Origin of the sequence: Variovorax palleresanus (genome assembly GCF_051144945.1) — a bacterium.
Classification (GTDB): domain Bacteria; phylum Pseudomonadota; class Gammaproteobacteria; order Burkholderiales; family Burkholderiaceae_C; genus Variovorax; species Variovorax paradoxus_S.
In genome coordinates, this window is the sequence record NZ_JBJNVP010000002.1 from 3,435,717 (window position 1) to 3,451,194 (window position 15,478).

Sequence of the window (15,478 nt, forward strand, 5' to 3'; positions counted from 1 at the left end):
ATGTTGTCTCTGGCCGGCCGCGCGCGAATCGCTGTTTTACTGGTTCGTGATGTTGTTGTCGCGAATGACCTTGCCCCAGCGTTCGAAGTCCTGGCGCATGCGCACGCCGGTCTGCTCGGGCGTGCGATAGGCCGCGAAGGAGCCGACGCTTTCGAGCTTGTCCTGCACCTCCTTGTCGGCCAGCGCGGACTTCAGCTCGACGCTCATGCGGTCGACCACGTCCTTGGGTGTGCCGGTCGGTGCCAGCAGCCCGCCCCATGAGGTCGCATCGAAGCCGGGAAAGCCCTGCTCGGCGACAGTCTTCACCTCGGGCAGCAGGTTCACGCGCTTGCCCGAGCCGACCGCAATGGCCCGCAGCGTGCCGGCGCGGATGTGCGGCATCACCGCCACGAGGTCCGAAAACATCGCAGGCACCTGCCCGCCGATCAGGTCGGTCACCGCCGGCGCGCTGCCGCGGTAGGGCACGTGCTGCATCTCGAACTTGCCGATGTTCTTGAGCTGCTCGGTCGTCAGGTGGCCGAAGCTGCCGGCGCCCGCGGTCGTGTAGTTGAGCTTGCCGCCCTCGGCCTTGGCCTTGGCGATCAGGCCCTGCAGGCCGGTCACTTCGGGCAGCGACTTGGGATTGACCACCATGACGATCGGCAGGTCGTACACGGTGCCCACGGGCGTGAAGCTCTTGAAGATGTCGTAGGGCGCCTGGCCGTACAGGTGCGCGGCCAGCAGCGTGGGCGTGGCCAGCATCACGAAGGTGTAGCCGTCGGGCGCCGCCTTGGCGGCCACCGCGGCGCCGATGGTGCCTGAGGCGCCGCTGCGGTTGTCGATCAGCACGTTCTGCTTCAGGCCCTGCGACATCTTCTGCGCCACGATGCGCGTGGCGACGTCGGTCGGACCGCCGGGCGGAAAGGGCACGATGACGGTGATCGGCTTGGTCGGCCAGGCCTGCGCGAACGCTGCGCCGGCCACCAGAGGAAGGGCCAGAGCGATGAGCGCACGGCGTGCGGGATTGCGAAGGGAACGAAAAGAAGAAGGAAATGCCATGGACTTGTTCAAGGGATCGGAAGAAGAGGGGCGTCTTCAGACGACGCCGTTCGCTTTCAGTTGCGCAAGCCTGTCGTCGGAGAGGCCGAGCAGAGACTGCAGCACCTCGTGCGTGCCTTCGCCCAGTTGCGGCGGCGCGCTGCGCACGGGCAGGCGTTCGCCGTCGAAGCGATAGGGGGGAGCCAGCACGTCGACCTTGCCCGCCACCGGATGCGGCTGCTCGGTGACAAGGCCGGCATCGGTGGCACGCTTGGAGTTGAGCGCTTCGAGCAGGCCGAGCACCTCGCCGCAGGGAATGCCCGATTTCGTGAGCTTCGCGAGCAGGTCGACACGTTGGCGCCTGGCCAGTTCGGCGTGCAGCTCGGGCAGCAGCACCGCACGGTTCGCCGAACGCAGGATGTTGGTCTTGAAGCGCTCGTCGGCGGCGAGGTCGGGCCGTTCGATCACTTCGGTGCAGAAGCGCGCGAACTGCGCGTTATTGCCCACGGTGATCACCAGCGGGCCGTCGGCCGCATCGAACACGCCATACGGCACGATCGACGGATGCGAGTTGCCGTAGCGCGGCGGGTCTTCGCCCATCAGCAGCGCCTCCAGCCCGTAGTAGGCGGTGATCATCAGGCCGCAGTCGAACAGCGCCATCTCCACGTGACGGCCCTTGCCGGTCTTCTCGCGCTGGTAGAGCGCGGCGAGGATGGCCTGCGCCGAATACATGCCGGTGAACAGGTCGACCATGGCCACGCCGAACTTCAGCGGCGGCTGGTTGGCTTCGCCGTTGAGCGCCATCAGGCCGGCTTCGCCCTGCACCACGAGGTCGTAGCCGGGCCGTGCGGCCTCGGGGCCGGTGCGGTCGTAGCCCGAGATCGAGCAGTAGATGAGCCCCGGCTGCGCCTTGCTGAGTTGCTCGTAGCCGAGCCCGAGCTTGTCGATGCCGCCGAATTTGAAGTTCTGGATCACCACGTCGCATTGCTTCGCAAGGTCGCGCGCGATCTGCTGGCCTTCGGGCGTCTGCAGGTCGAGCGTGACCGAGCGCTTGTTGCGGTTCACGCTGTTGAAGTAGGCAGTCTCGGTCTTGCCGACGCGCAGGCCCCAGTCGCGCGTGTCGTCGCCGCGGCCCGGGTGCTCGACCTTGATCACTTCGGCGCCCATGTCGGCCAGCACCATGCCGCACCAGGGGCCCGCCAGGATGCGGGACAGATCGAGAACGCGCACGCCGGCGAGCGGCAGCGATGAATTGAGCATGGGCATGAGGGCAACTCCCTGAAAACGAGAAAGCCCCGCAGCGTGTGCGAGGCGTGAAGTCGGGTGGATCGGGGCGGCGGCGTCAGGACGACGGGTTGGGCTTCTGGCGGCGCAGCGCGGAGAAATCCGCCGTGCGCTTGCCGAGAAAAGCGCCGATGCCTTCGGCCGCTTCGGCATCCGCTTGCGACTCGACCATGTACACGGCCTCGGCTTCGAGCTGCTCTTCGAGCGTGGCGCGGTGGGCCTGGCGGCACAGCGTCTTGATGCGTGCGCTTGCGCGCTGCGGGCCATTGGCTACCTTGGCCGCGAGCGCAATGGCCTCGGCCAGTGCGGCGCCCTTGTCGGTCAACCGGTTGACCGCGCCCAATGCATGCAGGCGCTCGGCCGGCATGCGGTCGCCGGTCAGGCACATCTCGGTCAGCACCTGGCGCGAGACGAACTCCGAGAGGAAGGCCGTCGCGCCGCCGTCGGGCGTGAGGCCGACCTTGACGTAGGCGACCGTGTAGAACGCATCGCGCGCCGACACCAGCATGTCGCAGGCCAGCGCCATCGAAAGGCCCGCGCCGGCCGCGCCGCCTTCGACCGCCGCGATGACGGGCTTGCCGCAATCGCGGATCGCACGGATCAGGTCGTGCAGGCCTTCGAGCTTTTCGCGGCGCTCCGAGGCGGGCAGCTCGCGGCGCTTGGCCAGCAGGTTCAGGTCGCCGCCGGAGCAGAAGAAATCGCCCGCGCCGGTGAAGACGATGGCGCCGACTTCCGGGTCGTTCTCCGCATCGGTGAGCGCGGCGCTCAGTTCCGCGTACAGCGTCGGCGTGATCGCATTGCGCGCGTCGGGGTTGCTGTTGGTCAGGATGCGGACGGCGCCTTGCTGGCTGATGAGAACGGTCTTTTCCGTCATGCTGCCAGCTCCTTGCCCAGCGCAATGTAGCGCTGCAGGTGGTGGTCTTCATCGCCGAGCTGGTGGTCGATCATCACGAGCCGCTTGGCGTAGTGCGGCAGCGGCAGCTCCCACGTCATACCGATGCCGCCGTGCATCTGGATGCTTTCTTCTGCCACCAGCGCGCCGATGCGCCCGATGCTGAACTTGGCGGCCGACAGCGCGCGCTCGCGCGCCACGCGGTCGGTGCCGTCGATGGCGGCCGCGGCATTGATCACGGCCGAACGGGCCTGTTCGATCTCGAGCAGCAGATCCGCCATGCGGTGCTGCAGCGCCTGGAAACTGCCGATCAGGATGCCGAACTGCTTGCGTGTGCGCAGGTAGTCGAGCGTCGCGGTCTTGGCGGCTTCCATCGCGCCCACGGCTTCGGCGCACAGCGCGAGCACGCCGCGGCCGATGGCGCGTTCCAGCGTCGCACTGCCCTGGCCTTCGGTGCCGAGCAGCGCGTCGGCGCCCAGCGTCACGCCGTCGAGCGTGAGTTCGGCAACGCGGCCTCCGTCGATGGCGGGGCAGCCGCGCACCGTGAGGCCTGCCGTCTTCGCGGGCACGAGGAACAGCGAGATGCCGGCTTCGTCGTCGACGTTGCCGGAAGTGCGGGCGGAGACCAGGAACAGGTCGGCCTGCTCGCCCTGCGGAACGACAGCCTTGGCACCGTTCAGCGCCCAGCCATCGCCGCTGTGCTCGGCGCGGGTCGCCACGCGCGTGCGTTCGTAGTGCGTGTCGGCTTCGTCGTGCGCAAAGGCCGCGACGGTGAGGCCGTTGATGATGTCGCCGAGCTTCTCCTTCTGCGCATCGCTGCCGGCGGCGCTGAGCGCCTCGCCGACCATCACCGCGCCCAGCAGCGGCTCGACCACGAGGCCTCGGCCCAGCGCCTCGAAGACGACGGCGATGTCGAAGCCGCCGCCACCGAAGCCGCCGTCGGCTTCGCTGAACAGCGCGCCGATCACGCCCAGTTCGGCGAACTGCTGGAAGATCTCCTTGCTGAAGCCGTGCTCGGACTTCGCGATGCGGTCGCGCGCATCGAAGGCGTACTGCTCGGCGATGAAGCGGTTCAGGCTGTCGGCGAGCATGCGCCGGTCTTCGGTGTGTTCGAAGTTCATGTGCGTGTCTCCTTTACAGCCCGAGGATCATCTTGGAGATGATGTTCTTCTGGATTTCATTGGAGCCGCCGAAGATCGACAGCTTGCGGTTGTTGAAGTAGCGCGCCGCGGCGGCCGATGCGTAGGCCGGGCCGAAGGTCTCGCCGTCGAAGCCGTCGTGCAGCGCTTGCTCGATGAAGGGCCGACCGTACACACCCATCGCGCGGCGCGCGAGCGACGAAATCTCCTGCCGGATCTCGGTGCCGCGGATCTTCAGCATCGAGCTCTCCGCACCCGGCACGCCGCCGCCGGCCACGGCCGCAATCACGCGCAGGTTCGTCGTCTTCATGTTTTCCAGGTCGATCTCGACACGCGCCATGCGCGCCGCGAAGGCCGGGTCTTCCGCCAGCGGCTTGCCGTTCTTCGTCTGCGTGGCGGCAATGCCCTTGAGCTGTTCGAGCGCGGCCACCGAGAAGCCCACGCCCGCGATGTTGGTGCGCTCGTAGGTGAGCAGGTACTTGGCGCAGGTCCAGCCCTTGTTCTCTTCGCCCACGAGGTTCTCGGCCGGCACGCGCACGTCGGAGAAGAACACCTCGTTCACCTCATGCTCGCCGTCGAGCGTGATGATCGGGCGCACTTCGACGCCCGGCGAGCGCATGTCGATCAAGAGGAAGCTGATGCCCTCCTGCTTCTTCGCCTCGCGGTTGGTGCGCACCAGGCAGAAGATCATGTTGGCGTGCTGGCCCAGCGTGGTCCAGGTCTTCTGGCCGTTCACGATGTAGTGGTCGCCTTGGGCATCGATGCCGCGCACGGCCGAGGTCTTCACGGCCGCAAGGTCGGAGCCCGCGCCGGGTTCCGAGTAACCCTGGCACCACCAGTCGTCGCCGTTCAGGATGCGCGGCAGCCAGCGCTGCTTCTGTGCCTCGTTGCCATACCTGATGAGCACCGGGCCGAGCATGTTCACGCCGAAGGGCACGATGCGCGGCGCAAAGGCCAGCGCGCATTCGTGTTCGAAGATGAACTTCTCCACCGCCGTCCAGCCCGGGCCGCCGTACTGCTCGGGCCAGTGGTTCGCGAGCCAGCCGCGCTCGTTGAGGATGGCGTGCCACGCCTCCATGTCGGCCTTGGCGAGGATCTTGCCGCCGCTGACCTTCGCCGAGAGGCGAGCGGGCAGCTTGTCGGCGAGGAAGGCGCGCACCTCGCTGCGGAAGGCTTCTTCTTCGGGGGTGAAGTTCAGGTCCATTGCCGGCTCCTCAGTAGATTTCGAACAGGCCCGCGGCGCCCATGCCGCCGGCGATGCACATCGTCACCACGGCGTATTTCGCGCCGCGGCGCTTGCCCTCGATCAGCACGTGGCCCGCGAGGCGCGCGCCGGTCATGCCGAAGGGATGGCCGATGGAGATCGCGCCGCCGTTCACGTTGAGGCGTTCCGGCGGAATGCCCAGCTTCTCCTGGCAGTAGATCGACTGCGAGGCGAATGCTTCGTTGAGTTCCCACAGACCGATGTCCTCGACCTTGAGGCCGTGCCGCGCGAGCAGCTTGGGCACCGCGAACACCGGGCCGATCCCCATCTCGTCAGGCTCGCAGCCGGCCACGGCCAGGCCGCGGAACGCACCCATCGGCTTGAGGTTGGCGCGTTCTGCATCCTTGGCTTCCATCAGCACGCAGGCCGAGGCGCCATCGGAGAGCTGCGAGGCGTTGCCCGCGGTGATGAACTTGTCTTCGCCCAGCACCGGCTTCAGCTTGGCAAGCGCCTCGTAGGTGGTGCCGCGGCGGTTGCAGTTGTCTTCCGTGGCGGTGACTTCGCGGTAGCTGACTTCCTTGGTCTCCTTGTCGGTCACGGCCATCGTGGTGGTGCAGGCGACGATCTCGTCCTTGTAGCGGCCGGCGAGCTGCGCTTCTTCGGTCTTGCGCTGGCTCTCGGCCGAGAAGCGGTCCTGCGCCTCGCGGCTGATGCCGTAGCGCTGCGCCACGATGTCGGCGGTTTCGATCATCGCCATGTAGAGCGCAGGCTTGTGCTCGACGATCCACGGATCCAGGCTGAGGTCGCCGCCGTCGCCAGGGCTGCGGCCGCGGATCTGCGAGATGCTCTCGACACCGCCCGCGATCATGGCCGGCGCGCCATCCACCACGATGCGGCCCGCCGCCATGGCAATCGCCTGCAGGCCCGAAGCGCAGAAGCGGTTCACCGTGGTGCCGGCGATGCTGATCGGCAAGCCCGCGCGGATGATGCTCTGGCGCGCGATGTTGCGGCCGGTCGTGCCTTCGGGGTAGCCGCAGCCGAGGATCGCATCCTCGATCAACGCCGGGTCGAGACCCGAGCGCTCGACCGCCGCGCGCACGGCAAAGGCGGCCAGCGTGGCGCCGGGCGTGATGTTGAACTCGCCGCGGTGCGCCTTGGTGAGCGGGGTGCGGGCGGTGGAAACGATGACGGCTTCGCGCATGGGGAGGGCTCCTTAGTCAGTTGAGGACAGAGCAAAAACTGCTGCGCAGTTTCTTGGTCTGTCCCGCAAGGTTTTCAGTTTTGATTGAGGCTGGAGAAATCGGCGCCGCGTTCGACCAGCTCCACCAGCAGCGGCGAGGGCTGCCAGAACAACGGGTCTTCCTTCGCGAACTCGCGGATGTCGGCCAGCACCTTGGGCAGGCCCACGGTGTCGGCGTACTTCATCGGGCCGCCGCGGTGGCGCGGAAAGCCGTAGCCATAGAGAAAGGTCACGTCCACGTCGAGCGGGCGCAGCGCGATGCGCTGGTGCACGACGTTGGCGCCTTCGTTGACCATCGCGGCCATGTAGCGGCGCATGATTTCTTCCTCGGTGAAGGCGCGCGGCGTGATGCCCGCGCGTTCGCGCTCGGCGTCGATGATCGCCAGCACCTCGGGGTCGGGCACGCCGGTGCGCGCGCCTTCGGGGTACAGGTAGTAGCCGCGCTGCGTCTTCTGGCCGAACCAGCCGCGCTCGCAAATGCGGTCGGCAATCTGCACGTAGCGCGCCTTCGGGTCGCGCGTGGCGGCCTTGCGCTTGCGCGTGGCCCAGCCGATGTCCCCGCCCGCCAGGTCCGACACCTGGAACGGCCCCATCGGATAGCCGAAGTTGCGCACCGCCTCGTCGATCTGGTAGGGCGAGGCGCCGTCTTCCATCATGTGGTCGGCCGCCTGGCGGTACACGGCCAGGATGCGGTTGCCGATGAAGCCGTCGCACACGCCGGCGCGCACCGGCACCTTCTTCAGCTTCTTCGCGAGCTCGAAGCCGGTGGCGACCACGTCGGCGCTCACCTTCGCGGGCACCACGATCTCGAGCAGCTTCATGATGTTGGCCGGCGAGAAGAAGTGCAGGCCCACCACGTCCTGCGGACGCGAGACGCTGGCCGCGATCTCGTCGATGTCGAGGTACGAGGTGTTGGTGGCCAGCACGGCACCGGGCTTGCACACGCGGTCGAGTTCGGCGAACACAGCCTTCTTCACGCCCATGTCCTCGAACACGGCCTCGACCACGATGTCGACCTGCGCCAGCGCGTCGTAACTCGTGGAGCCCGAGAAGCGCGCCATCACCGCGGCCTTGGCCTCGGGCGTCATGCGGCCCTTCTTGATCAGGCCGTCGTACACCTTTTCGACATGCGCGCGGCCGCGCGCGAGGCTGGGCTCGTCGCGCTCGATCATGGTCACGGGCATGCCCGCGTCGAGCATCGCCACCGCAATGCCCGCGCCCATGGTGCCGCCGCCGACGATGCCGGCCGCGTCGAGCGCGCGCGGCTTGGCCGCCTTGGTTTCGGGCGCCTTCAGCACTTCGCGTTCGGCAAAGAAGGCGTGGATCAATCCCGCGCGCTGCGGGCTATCGATGCATTGCAGGAAGAGCTTGCGCTCGAGCGCCATGCCTTCGGCGAAGGGCAGCGTGAGCGCGGCTTCGACCGCTTCGATGATCTTCATCGGCGAGAACAGGCCGCGGCTCTTCTTGGCGGTGTCGGTGCGCGCGGCCTCCAGTGCGGCGCGGCTGGCTTCGGCATCGGCCAGCGCGGTGGCTTCGCGCGTGCGGCGCACCGGGGCCTTGGCGGCGACGAGTTCGTTCGCGTAGGCGAGGCCTTCGGCGAGCGCGTCGGCTTCGTTGCCGAGCCGGTCGACGAGGCCGAGCGACAGCGCTTCCTTCGCGCCCGCATGGTGGCCGCTCAGCATCAGTTCGAGCGCGGGCTTCACGCCAATCAGGCGCGGCGCGCGCTGCGTGCCTCCCGAACCCGGCAGGAGGCCGAGCGCGACTTCGGGCAGGCCCAGCTTGGCGGAAGGCGCGGCAAGGCGGTAGTGCGCCGAGAGCGCCACTTCGAGACCGCCGCCGAGGGCTGCGCCATGGATGGCGGCGACCACCGGCTTGCTGCAGTTCTCTATCTTCAGGCACACCTCGGGCAACGATGGCGGCTGCGGGGTCTTGCCGAACTCGCGGATGTCGGCGCCGGCGATGAAGTTGCGGCCCGCGCCGACGATCAGCACCGCGGCGGCGCCGTTGTCGGCCTCGGCCGCGTCGATCGCAGCCACGAGGCCGCGGCGCACGTCCACGCCCAGGGCGTTGACGGGCGGGTTGTCGATGGTCACCACGAACACGTCGCCTCGACGTTCGAAGGTGACGGGACCGGAAGACGTGGAGGGGCTGGAGCTTGAGGTGGCCATGTGCTTTGTCTCTTGCGTGGCGAGCCCTGCAACGCGAGGGGCTCGAGGCTCTGGGGTGAACCTCGCATTCTTGGTCCGCGCCGCCGCTTTGACAATTGCATAGTCCATTGACAGACTGTCAAAGAATTTTTGACACAATCGGGGCATGGACGTCCAATCGCTGACCCTGCTGGTGGAAATCCTCGACGCCGGCAACCTGAGCGCGGCGGCGCGCCGGCTCAAGATGAGCCGCGCCAACGTCAGCTATCACCTGAACCAGCTGGAGCGCTCGGTCGGCGCGCAGCTGGTGCGGCGCACCACCCGCCGCGCCGAGCCGACCGAGATCGGCCTGCGCCTGTACCAGCACGGCGTGGCCATCCAGACTGAGCTGCTGGCCGCGAAAGAATCGGTCACCACGCTGGGCCAGGGCCTGCAGGGCCGGGTGCGCCTGAGCGTGCCGAGCGGCTATGGCCAGTTGGTCATGGCCGACTGGCTGATCGACTTCAAGCGCCAATACCCCGGTATCGTGCTCGACGTGGTGTTCGAGAACCGCATCGAGGACCTGCTGCGCGACGAGGTCGACATTGCGATCCGCGTGGTGCCCGAGCCGCCGCAGAACCTGGTGGCGCGCGACCTGGGGCCGGTGCGCTATGTGGCTTGCGCCTCACGCGGCTATGCGGAAAAACATCCGTTGCCGGTGCAGCTCGACGAACTGCAGGGCGCGCCGGTGGTCACGGCGGCCGTCATCGGCCGGCAGCTGCGCGTGTCGGCCTACCAGGGGGAAACGCGGCGCGAGGTGATTTTGGAGCCGACGTTGATCTCGGAGAACTTTCTGTTCCTGCGCCAGGCCGTCCTTGCGGGCCTGGGCATCGGCCTCGTGCCCGACTACGTGGTGCAGGAGGACGTGCGCAAGGGCGACGTGGTGACCACGCTCGACGACTGGCGCCTCAGCATCTTCGGCACGCAGATGTTCATGCTCTACATGCCCAACCGGCAGCACACGCGCGCGATCCGCACCTTCATCGATTTCATCCTGGAGCGGGTGCGGGCGCCTGGCGCCGAACCGGCCGATCAGTCGCAGCGGTAGGTGACTTCGCCCTGCGGCGCGCGGGCTGCCGCCTTCGGGTCGAGGTAGCGCAGCGGGGCGCCGAAGTTGCGGCAGTAGGCCTCCGCGTCCTTTGCCGTGGGCGACTTGTACACGCCGTCCCCCAGCCGTGTGACGAGGGGTGCCGGCCCCGTTGCGCATGCCGCGAGGAGCGCGGCCGGAATGAGCAGGCAGAGGGTGAGGGAGCGTCGCATCGGGAAGGCGCAGGGCTGCGCGGAGGAACAAGAAGTCCGCGACTTTAGCGCCTGCCGGTCCGGCGCCGGCAGGGATGGGATGACCCGCGGCATGTTTTCTGCTGTACTCGCCGCATGAACGATGGTGCTCCCCACGCCCTGCTGCCGCTTGCGGCGCAACCGCTGACAGCGCAAGCTTTCGCGCCCTACGGCACGGTGCTGGCGGCGCCCGCCGGCACAGGCCGCCCGATCAACGGCGGCAACGCGCAGCGCTTCGACCTGGTGGCCGACCTGCAGCTTGGCGCCGCGGGCGGCCGGCCGATGCTCGCGCTGTTCCGCGCAGAGGCGCGGCGTTTTCCGCACGAGGTCACGGAGATGGAGCGCCACGCGCTCGGCAGCCAGACCTTCGTGCCGTTGGGCGAGCGGCGCTTCGTCATCGTCGTGGCACCGCCTGGTGAAGCTCCCTCGGCCGCCGCGCTCGCCGCGTTCATCACCGATGGGCTGCAGGGCGTGACGCTCGCGCCCGGCACCTGGCACCACGCGCTGCTGGCAGTGGACGCCGGCGACTTCGTGGTGGTGGAGCGCGCCGGCGATGCGGTCGATTGCGACACCTGCGCGCTGGCGGCGCCGGCGGTCGTCGACTGGAACGGCTAGGCGGGTTTCTTCCTGGCAAGGCTTTGCGCCACCAGAACGGCTTCCCTTGCCAGTGCCGTCAGCGCTTCGTGGTCTTCGATGATCTCGATGGGGACCTCGAAGTACTTCTTGACCTGGACCCGCCGGGCCTTCGTGTCGTAGGCAAAGCATTTGCTGCCCAGCTTCTCGTATTTCGGCCGGGTGTCCTTGTCCACGACGAAGTACACGGTGCTGCCCATGATCATCGCGAATTGGGTCGCATTGGCCGACAGCCCCGTTCCGCCAAAGAAACGGCTCTTGGCGATGCGCGGGATTCCGGAGAGCCGGTCCACGATGAAATCGACGAACTGCGACGAGGCTTCCGACATGATGTTGCTGGCGCCAGGCGCTGGATGGAAAGAGCGCAGTGTCGCCGAGTCCAGCGAAGCCGCGGCGCGTCAGCCTGCGGCAATGCGCTCCGCCAATGCAATCAACGAGCGGTCCGACCCGGCCGGCCCGAGCAGCGAGATACCGAGCGGTGCGCCCTCGCGCTGCGCGAGCGGCATCGACAACTGCGGAAAGCCGCTGAGGCCGGCGATGCAAAGCATCCGGATCGCGCGGTTGCGGTAGTCCTCCAGCCCGGCCTCGCCCTCGCTGCGCAGCGGCGCAATGTCGGGCATGGTCGGCATCAGCAGCACGCCGTCGCTCCCGAGCAGTTCCGCCAGGTGGCTGCGAAAGGCGGCGCGGAAGGTGCGGCCGGCGGCGATCTGCGCATCGGTCACGTCGCGCGACCACGCAAAGCGCTCGGCCACGCCCGGGCCCAGCGGCGGCGCGTAGCGTTCGATCAGCGGGCCGTCCGTGAGCCAGGCCTCGTGCGACTGCACGTAGCGGAAGTTCCAGTACATCGCATCGAAGGAGTCGAGCGCAACGGTCGTGCCTTTCGCTTCGCCGAGCACAGCCTGCACGCGCGCAGCGGCATCCGCGAGCGCGGCGGCCGCCGCCGGCACGGCGAGCGACCAGGCGTCTTCGGGGCGCAGCAGCCGCACGCGCTGCGGCAGCGCGGCCGTGTCGTCGCCCAGCAGCACGTCGGCGACGCGCGCGAAGGTGCCGATGTCGCGCGCGAACCAGCCGCAGGTGTCCAGGCTGGGCGCCAGGTCCAGAACGCCTTCGAGGCTCACGCGGCCGTGCGTCGGGCGCAGCCCGTACAGCCCGCAGTGGTTGGCCGGCGCACGCACCGAGCCGCCGGTGTCGGTGCCGAGCGCGAAGTCGCACAGGCCCGAAGACACGGCCGACGCGGAGCCCGACGAGCTGCCTCCCGTGATGCGGTTCTTGGCCGCGCCGTTGACGGGCGCGCCAAAGTGCGCGTTGTTGCCGTTCATCGAGAAAGCGAGCTCGTCGGTCACGGTCTTGCCGACAAAGCGGGCGCCAGCATCGAGCAGCTTCTGCACGGTGGGCGCGGTGCGCGCCTTGATGCCCGACATGGCCAGCACGATGGGGCTGCCGCCACCCGTCGGGTAGCCCGCCACGTCGAACAAGTCCTTGGCGGCAAAACTCAGGTCGGCCAGCGGACCGGTGCCGGCGCGCGGCACGGGCACGTCGGGGTAGGGAACGAAGGCATGTGCGGGGTCGAGCAGCGGCATGGCGATGAAGGGGGTGGACGAAGAAATTTCAGGCGACCAGGACGGGCGCGGTGGCCGCTGCGGCATCCGTGCGGATGCAGCGCGCGCGATGGTTCGGTGCAAGCTCCACGGCCGCGGGCTGCGCGGCCCGGCACATGTCGTTCGCGAGCGCGCAGCGCTCGGCAAAGGCGCAGCCTGGCGGCAGGGCGGAGAGATCGGGCGGCGCGCCGCCAATGGTTTCGAGCCGCGCACCACGCGCCAGCGCACCGTGTGCACGGCTCTTGAGCAGCGCAATGGTGTAGGGGTGGCGCGGCGAGCGGATCAACTCGCGGGCGGTGCCTTCCTCGACGATGCGCCCGGCATACATCACCGCGATGCGGTCGGCCACCTCGACCGCCGCGCCGATGTCGTGCGTGACGAAGATCACCGACAGGCCGAGGTCGCGCTGCAGCTCGCGCAGCAGCAGCAGGATCTGGATCTGCACCGTGGCATCGAGCGCGGTGGTCGGCTCGTCGGCCAGCAACAGCTGGGGCCTGCAGGCCAGCGCCAGCGCAATCATGGCGCGTTGCCGCATGCCGCCCGACATCTCGTGCGGATAGGCCGCAAGCCGGCGTTCGGGGCTCGGAATGCGCACCCGCTCGAACAGCGCGAGTGCGCGCTGCCGCGCCTCGGCCTCGCTCACGGCTTCGTGGCGGCGGATCGATTCCACGATCTGCGCGCCCACCGAATACACCGGGTCGAGTGCCAGCAAGGGTTCCTGGAAGATCATCGACGCCACCTTGCCGCGGAAGTCGAACAGCTCGCGCTGCGGCATCGCGAGCACGTCGCGGCCCGCCACCTGCACCTGGCCGCCCATGCGCGTGCGGCGTTCCGGATGCAGGCGCAGCAGCGTGCGCATGGTCACGCTCTTGCCCGAGCCCGATTCGCCGATCAGCGCCACCACTTCGCCGCGCTGCACCTCCAGGCTCACGCCGCTGACGGCATGCACGGGCTTGCGCCCGCCGGAGAAGGTGACGCTGAGGTCGCGCAGGCGGACCATCGGTTCGCCGTCGGGAATGATGCTGCCGTTGGTGCTCATGCTGCTTGACTCATCGGTTGCTGCGCCAGCGGATGCCCGCTGCCCGGCTCGTGGACCAGGCAGCTCACCGCGTGCCGCGAGCCCGTGGCGATGCGTTCGGGAACGACCTGGCTGCACACCGGCGCAGCCAGCGCGCAGCGCGGATGAAAGCGGCAGCCGGTGGGCGGGTTGATGGGGTTCGGCGGGTCGCCGGTCAGTGCGGCTTCCTCGGTGCGGTTGTCGGGGTCCATCGAGGGCATCGAGGACAGCAGCGCGCGCGTGTACGGATGGGCCGGCGCATCGTAGAGCGCTTCGGCCGGGCCGATCTCGGCCACCTGGCCGAGGTACATCACCATCACGCGGTCGCTCACGTAGCGCACCACGTTGAGGTCGTGGCTGATGAAGACGTAGGTCAGGCCGAACTCGGCCTTCAGGTCGAGCAGCAGGTTGATCACCTGCGCTTCCACCGACTTGTCCAGTGCCGACACGGCCTCGTCCAGAATGACCATGCGCGGCTGCAGCGCCAGCGCACGCGCGATGTTGACGCGCTGGCGCTGGCCGCCCGAAAGCTCGTGCGGATAGCGCTCGGCAAAGCGCTGCGGCTCGAGCCCGACGCGGGACAAAAGGTCGCGAGCGCGGGCCACGGCGTCGCGCCGGGACACGCCGTGCACCTGCGGGCCGAAGGCGATCGAGTCCTCGATGGTGAGGCGCGGGTTGAGCGAGGCGTAGCTGTCCTGGAACACCATCTGCACCTGCCGGCGGAACTCCTTCAGCGGCAGGTCGCGGCTTCCGACCTCTCGGCCGTCGAACACCACTTCGCCGCGCGTCGGCTCGATGAGCTGCATCAGGAGCCGCGCGGTGGTCGACTTGCCGCAGCCCGATTCGCCGACCACGCCCAGCGTCTCGCCCTTCATCACCTCGAAGTCCACGCCGTCCACGGCGCGCACCACGCCGCCGCCACGGCCCAGCGGGTCTTTCTTGAGCGGAAAATGCTTGACCAGTCCGGTGATGGTGAGAAGCGGCTGCGCGGGGCCGCCGACGTCCTTCGGTGCATCCATGCGGTCCATGGTCAGCCCTTGTTGTCCATCGCCGAGCGCAGGCCGTCGGAGAGGATGTTGAAAGAGATCGACGTGATGAAGATCATCACCCCCGGCAGCGCGGCCACCCAGGGCTGAACATAGATCGCCGTGCGCAGCGTGTTGAGCATCAGGCCCCATTCGGGTTCGGGCGGCTTCACGCCCAGGCCCAGGAACGAGAGGCCCGAGGCCAGGATCATCGACACCGCGATCAGGCTGGTGGCGTAGACGAAGATCGGCCCGAGCACATTGCCCAGCACGTGCACCCGCACGATGGTGAACGGGCTCGCACCCGAGGCACGGGCCGCCTCCACGTAGTCGCGGTTGCGCACCTGCGTGGTCACGCTCTCGGCCACGCGCGCAATCTGCGGAATGAAAACGATGGTGAGCGAGATCAGCGAATTGACCACACCCGCGCCCAGCGTGCCCGACAGCGCAATGGCCAGCAGCACCGAAGGGAAGGCATAGAACACGTCGATGGTGCGCATGATCAGCGTGTTGGTGAGGCCACCCGCATAGCCGGCCACCAAACCGATGACCGTGCCGAGCACGAAGGCGCAGAGCACCGGCGTGATGCCGATGAAGAGCGACAGCCGCGCACCGACGATCAGCCGCGAGAGCATGTCGCGCCCGAGTTCGTCGCTGCCCAGCGGCAGGCCCGCGGTGCCGATGGGCTTGAGCCGCTTGAGCATCGACGACTGATAAGCGTCGGCGGGTGCGATCCAGGGGCCGATCAGCGCGAGCGCGATCAAGAGCAGCACGACGACGGCCGCGCCCACGGCCACGGGGTCGCGCCGGAAGCGCAGCCAGACGGAGGCCCAGTAGCCGCGGGAGCGCTGGGCCGGCAGCGGCTCGACGGCGGCCGCGACAGGAGAAGAAGCGAGCACGGTGGACATGGCTTTTCCGGTTCCTT

The 15,478-nt window shown here is 68.4% G+C and carries 15 protein-coding genes; 2 read left to right on the top strand and 13 right to left on the bottom strand.

Going from position 1 to position 15,478, the window contains the following annotated elements:
• Window positions 1-36: 36 nt before the first annotated feature.
• From ACJ7Z0_RS19930 to ACJ7Z0_RS19960, 7 genes are all read right to left on the bottom strand, one after another.
• Window positions 37-1,038, bottom strand: a complete 1,002-nt coding sequence (locus ACJ7Z0_RS19930) for a Bug family tripartite tricarboxylate transporter substrate binding protein (RefSeq protein ID WP_434791221.1) — start codon at window positions 1,036-1,038, stop codon at window positions 37-39.
• A gap of 36 nt (window positions 1,039-1,074) precedes the next feature.
• Window positions 1,075-2,277: a CaiB/BaiF CoA transferase family protein gene (locus tag ACJ7Z0_RS19935; RefSeq protein ID WP_434792696.1), complete on the bottom strand. Its 1,203-nt coding sequence runs from the start codon at window positions 2,275-2,277 to the stop codon at window positions 1,075-1,077.
• An 82-nt stretch (window positions 2,278-2,359) separates the two neighbouring features.
• Window positions 2,360-3,175 carry an oxepin-CoA hydrolase, alternative type gene (locus ACJ7Z0_RS19940; RefSeq protein ID WP_434791222.1) on the bottom strand — a complete coding sequence of 272 codons (816 nt, stop codon included), beginning with the start codon at window positions 3,173-3,175 and terminating at the stop codon, window positions 2,360-2,362.
• Window positions 3,172-4,314: an acyl-CoA dehydrogenase family protein gene (locus ACJ7Z0_RS19945; RefSeq protein ID WP_434791223.1), complete on the bottom strand. Its 1,143-nt coding sequence runs from the start codon at window positions 4,312-4,314 to the stop codon at window positions 3,172-3,174. Before ACJ7Z0_RS19945 ends, ACJ7Z0_RS19940 begins: the two co-directional genes overlap by 4 nt.
• A 13-nt stretch (window positions 4,315-4,327) precedes the next feature.
• On the bottom strand, window positions 4,328-5,536 hold the full coding sequence (locus tag ACJ7Z0_RS19950) for an acyl-CoA dehydrogenase family protein (protein WP_434791224.1): 1,209 nt from the start codon (window positions 5,534-5,536) through the stop codon (window positions 4,328-4,330).
• Between the two features lie 10 nt (window positions 5,537-5,546).
• Entirely contained in the window at window positions 5,547-6,737 is a 1,191-nt protein-coding gene (locus tag ACJ7Z0_RS19955) for an acetyl-CoA C-acyltransferase (protein WP_434791225.1), read from the bottom strand.
• Between the two features lie 74 nt (window positions 6,738-6,811).
• Complete coding sequence (locus tag ACJ7Z0_RS19960; RefSeq protein ID WP_434791226.1) at window positions 6,812-8,944, bottom strand: 3-hydroxyacyl-CoA dehydrogenase NAD-binding domain-containing protein; 2,133 nt, start codon at window positions 8,942-8,944, stop codon at window positions 6,812-6,814.
• 145 nt (window positions 8,945-9,089) lie between these two features.
• On the opposite strand from ACJ7Z0_RS19960, the gene ACJ7Z0_RS19965 reads away from it, so the two are divergent.
• A complete protein-coding gene (locus tag ACJ7Z0_RS19965; protein WP_431124915.1) occupies window positions 9,090-10,010 on the top strand; it encodes a LysR family transcriptional regulator in 921 nt (306 codons plus the stop codon).
• On the opposite strand, the gene ACJ7Z0_RS19970 is transcribed toward ACJ7Z0_RS19965, so the two are convergent.
• Window positions 9,995-10,222: a hypothetical protein gene (locus tag ACJ7Z0_RS19970; RefSeq protein WP_434791227.1), complete on the bottom strand. Its 228-nt coding sequence runs from the start codon at window positions 10,220-10,222 to the stop codon at window positions 9,995-9,997. The two genes, ACJ7Z0_RS19965 and ACJ7Z0_RS19970, sit on opposite strands and share 16 nt — an antisense overlap.
• 114 nt (window positions 10,223-10,336) lie before the next feature.
• Here ACJ7Z0_RS19970 and ACJ7Z0_RS19975 point away from each other — a divergent pair, with 114 nt between their 5' ends.
• Entirely contained in the window at window positions 10,337-10,855 is a 519-nt protein-coding gene (locus ACJ7Z0_RS19975; RefSeq protein WP_434791228.1) for an ureidoglycolate lyase, read from the top strand.
• Here ACJ7Z0_RS19975 and ACJ7Z0_RS19980 read toward each other — a convergent pair.
• From ACJ7Z0_RS19980 to ACJ7Z0_RS20000, 5 genes are all read right to left on the bottom strand, one after another.
• Complete coding sequence (locus ACJ7Z0_RS19980; RefSeq protein ID WP_434791229.1) at window positions 10,852-11,202, bottom strand: TfoX/Sxy family protein; 351 nt, start codon at window positions 11,200-11,202, stop codon at window positions 10,852-10,854. The genes ACJ7Z0_RS19975 and ACJ7Z0_RS19980 overlap by 4 nt on opposite strands.
• 69 nt (window positions 11,203-11,271) lie before the next feature.
• Window positions 11,272-12,453 carry an amidase gene (locus ACJ7Z0_RS19985; protein WP_434791230.1) on the bottom strand — a complete coding sequence of 394 codons (1,182 nt, stop codon included), beginning with the start codon at window positions 12,451-12,453 and terminating at the stop codon, window positions 11,272-11,274.
• Between the two features lie 28 nt (window positions 12,454-12,481).
• On the bottom strand, window positions 12,482-13,471 hold the full coding sequence (locus ACJ7Z0_RS19990) for an ABC transporter ATP-binding protein (RefSeq protein WP_431132335.1): 990 nt from the start codon (window positions 13,469-13,471) through the stop codon (window positions 12,482-12,484).
• 35 nt (window positions 13,472-13,506) lie between these two features.
• Window positions 13,507-14,547, bottom strand: a complete 1,041-nt coding sequence (locus tag ACJ7Z0_RS19995; RefSeq protein ID WP_434792697.1) for an ABC transporter ATP-binding protein — start codon at window positions 14,545-14,547, stop codon at window positions 13,507-13,509.
• An 11-nt stretch (window positions 14,548-14,558) separates the two neighbouring features.
• Entirely contained in the window at window positions 14,559-15,461 is a 903-nt protein-coding gene (locus tag ACJ7Z0_RS20000) for an ABC transporter permease (RefSeq protein ID WP_434791231.1), read from the bottom strand.
• Between the last annotated feature and the right edge of the window lie 17 nt (window positions 15,462-15,478).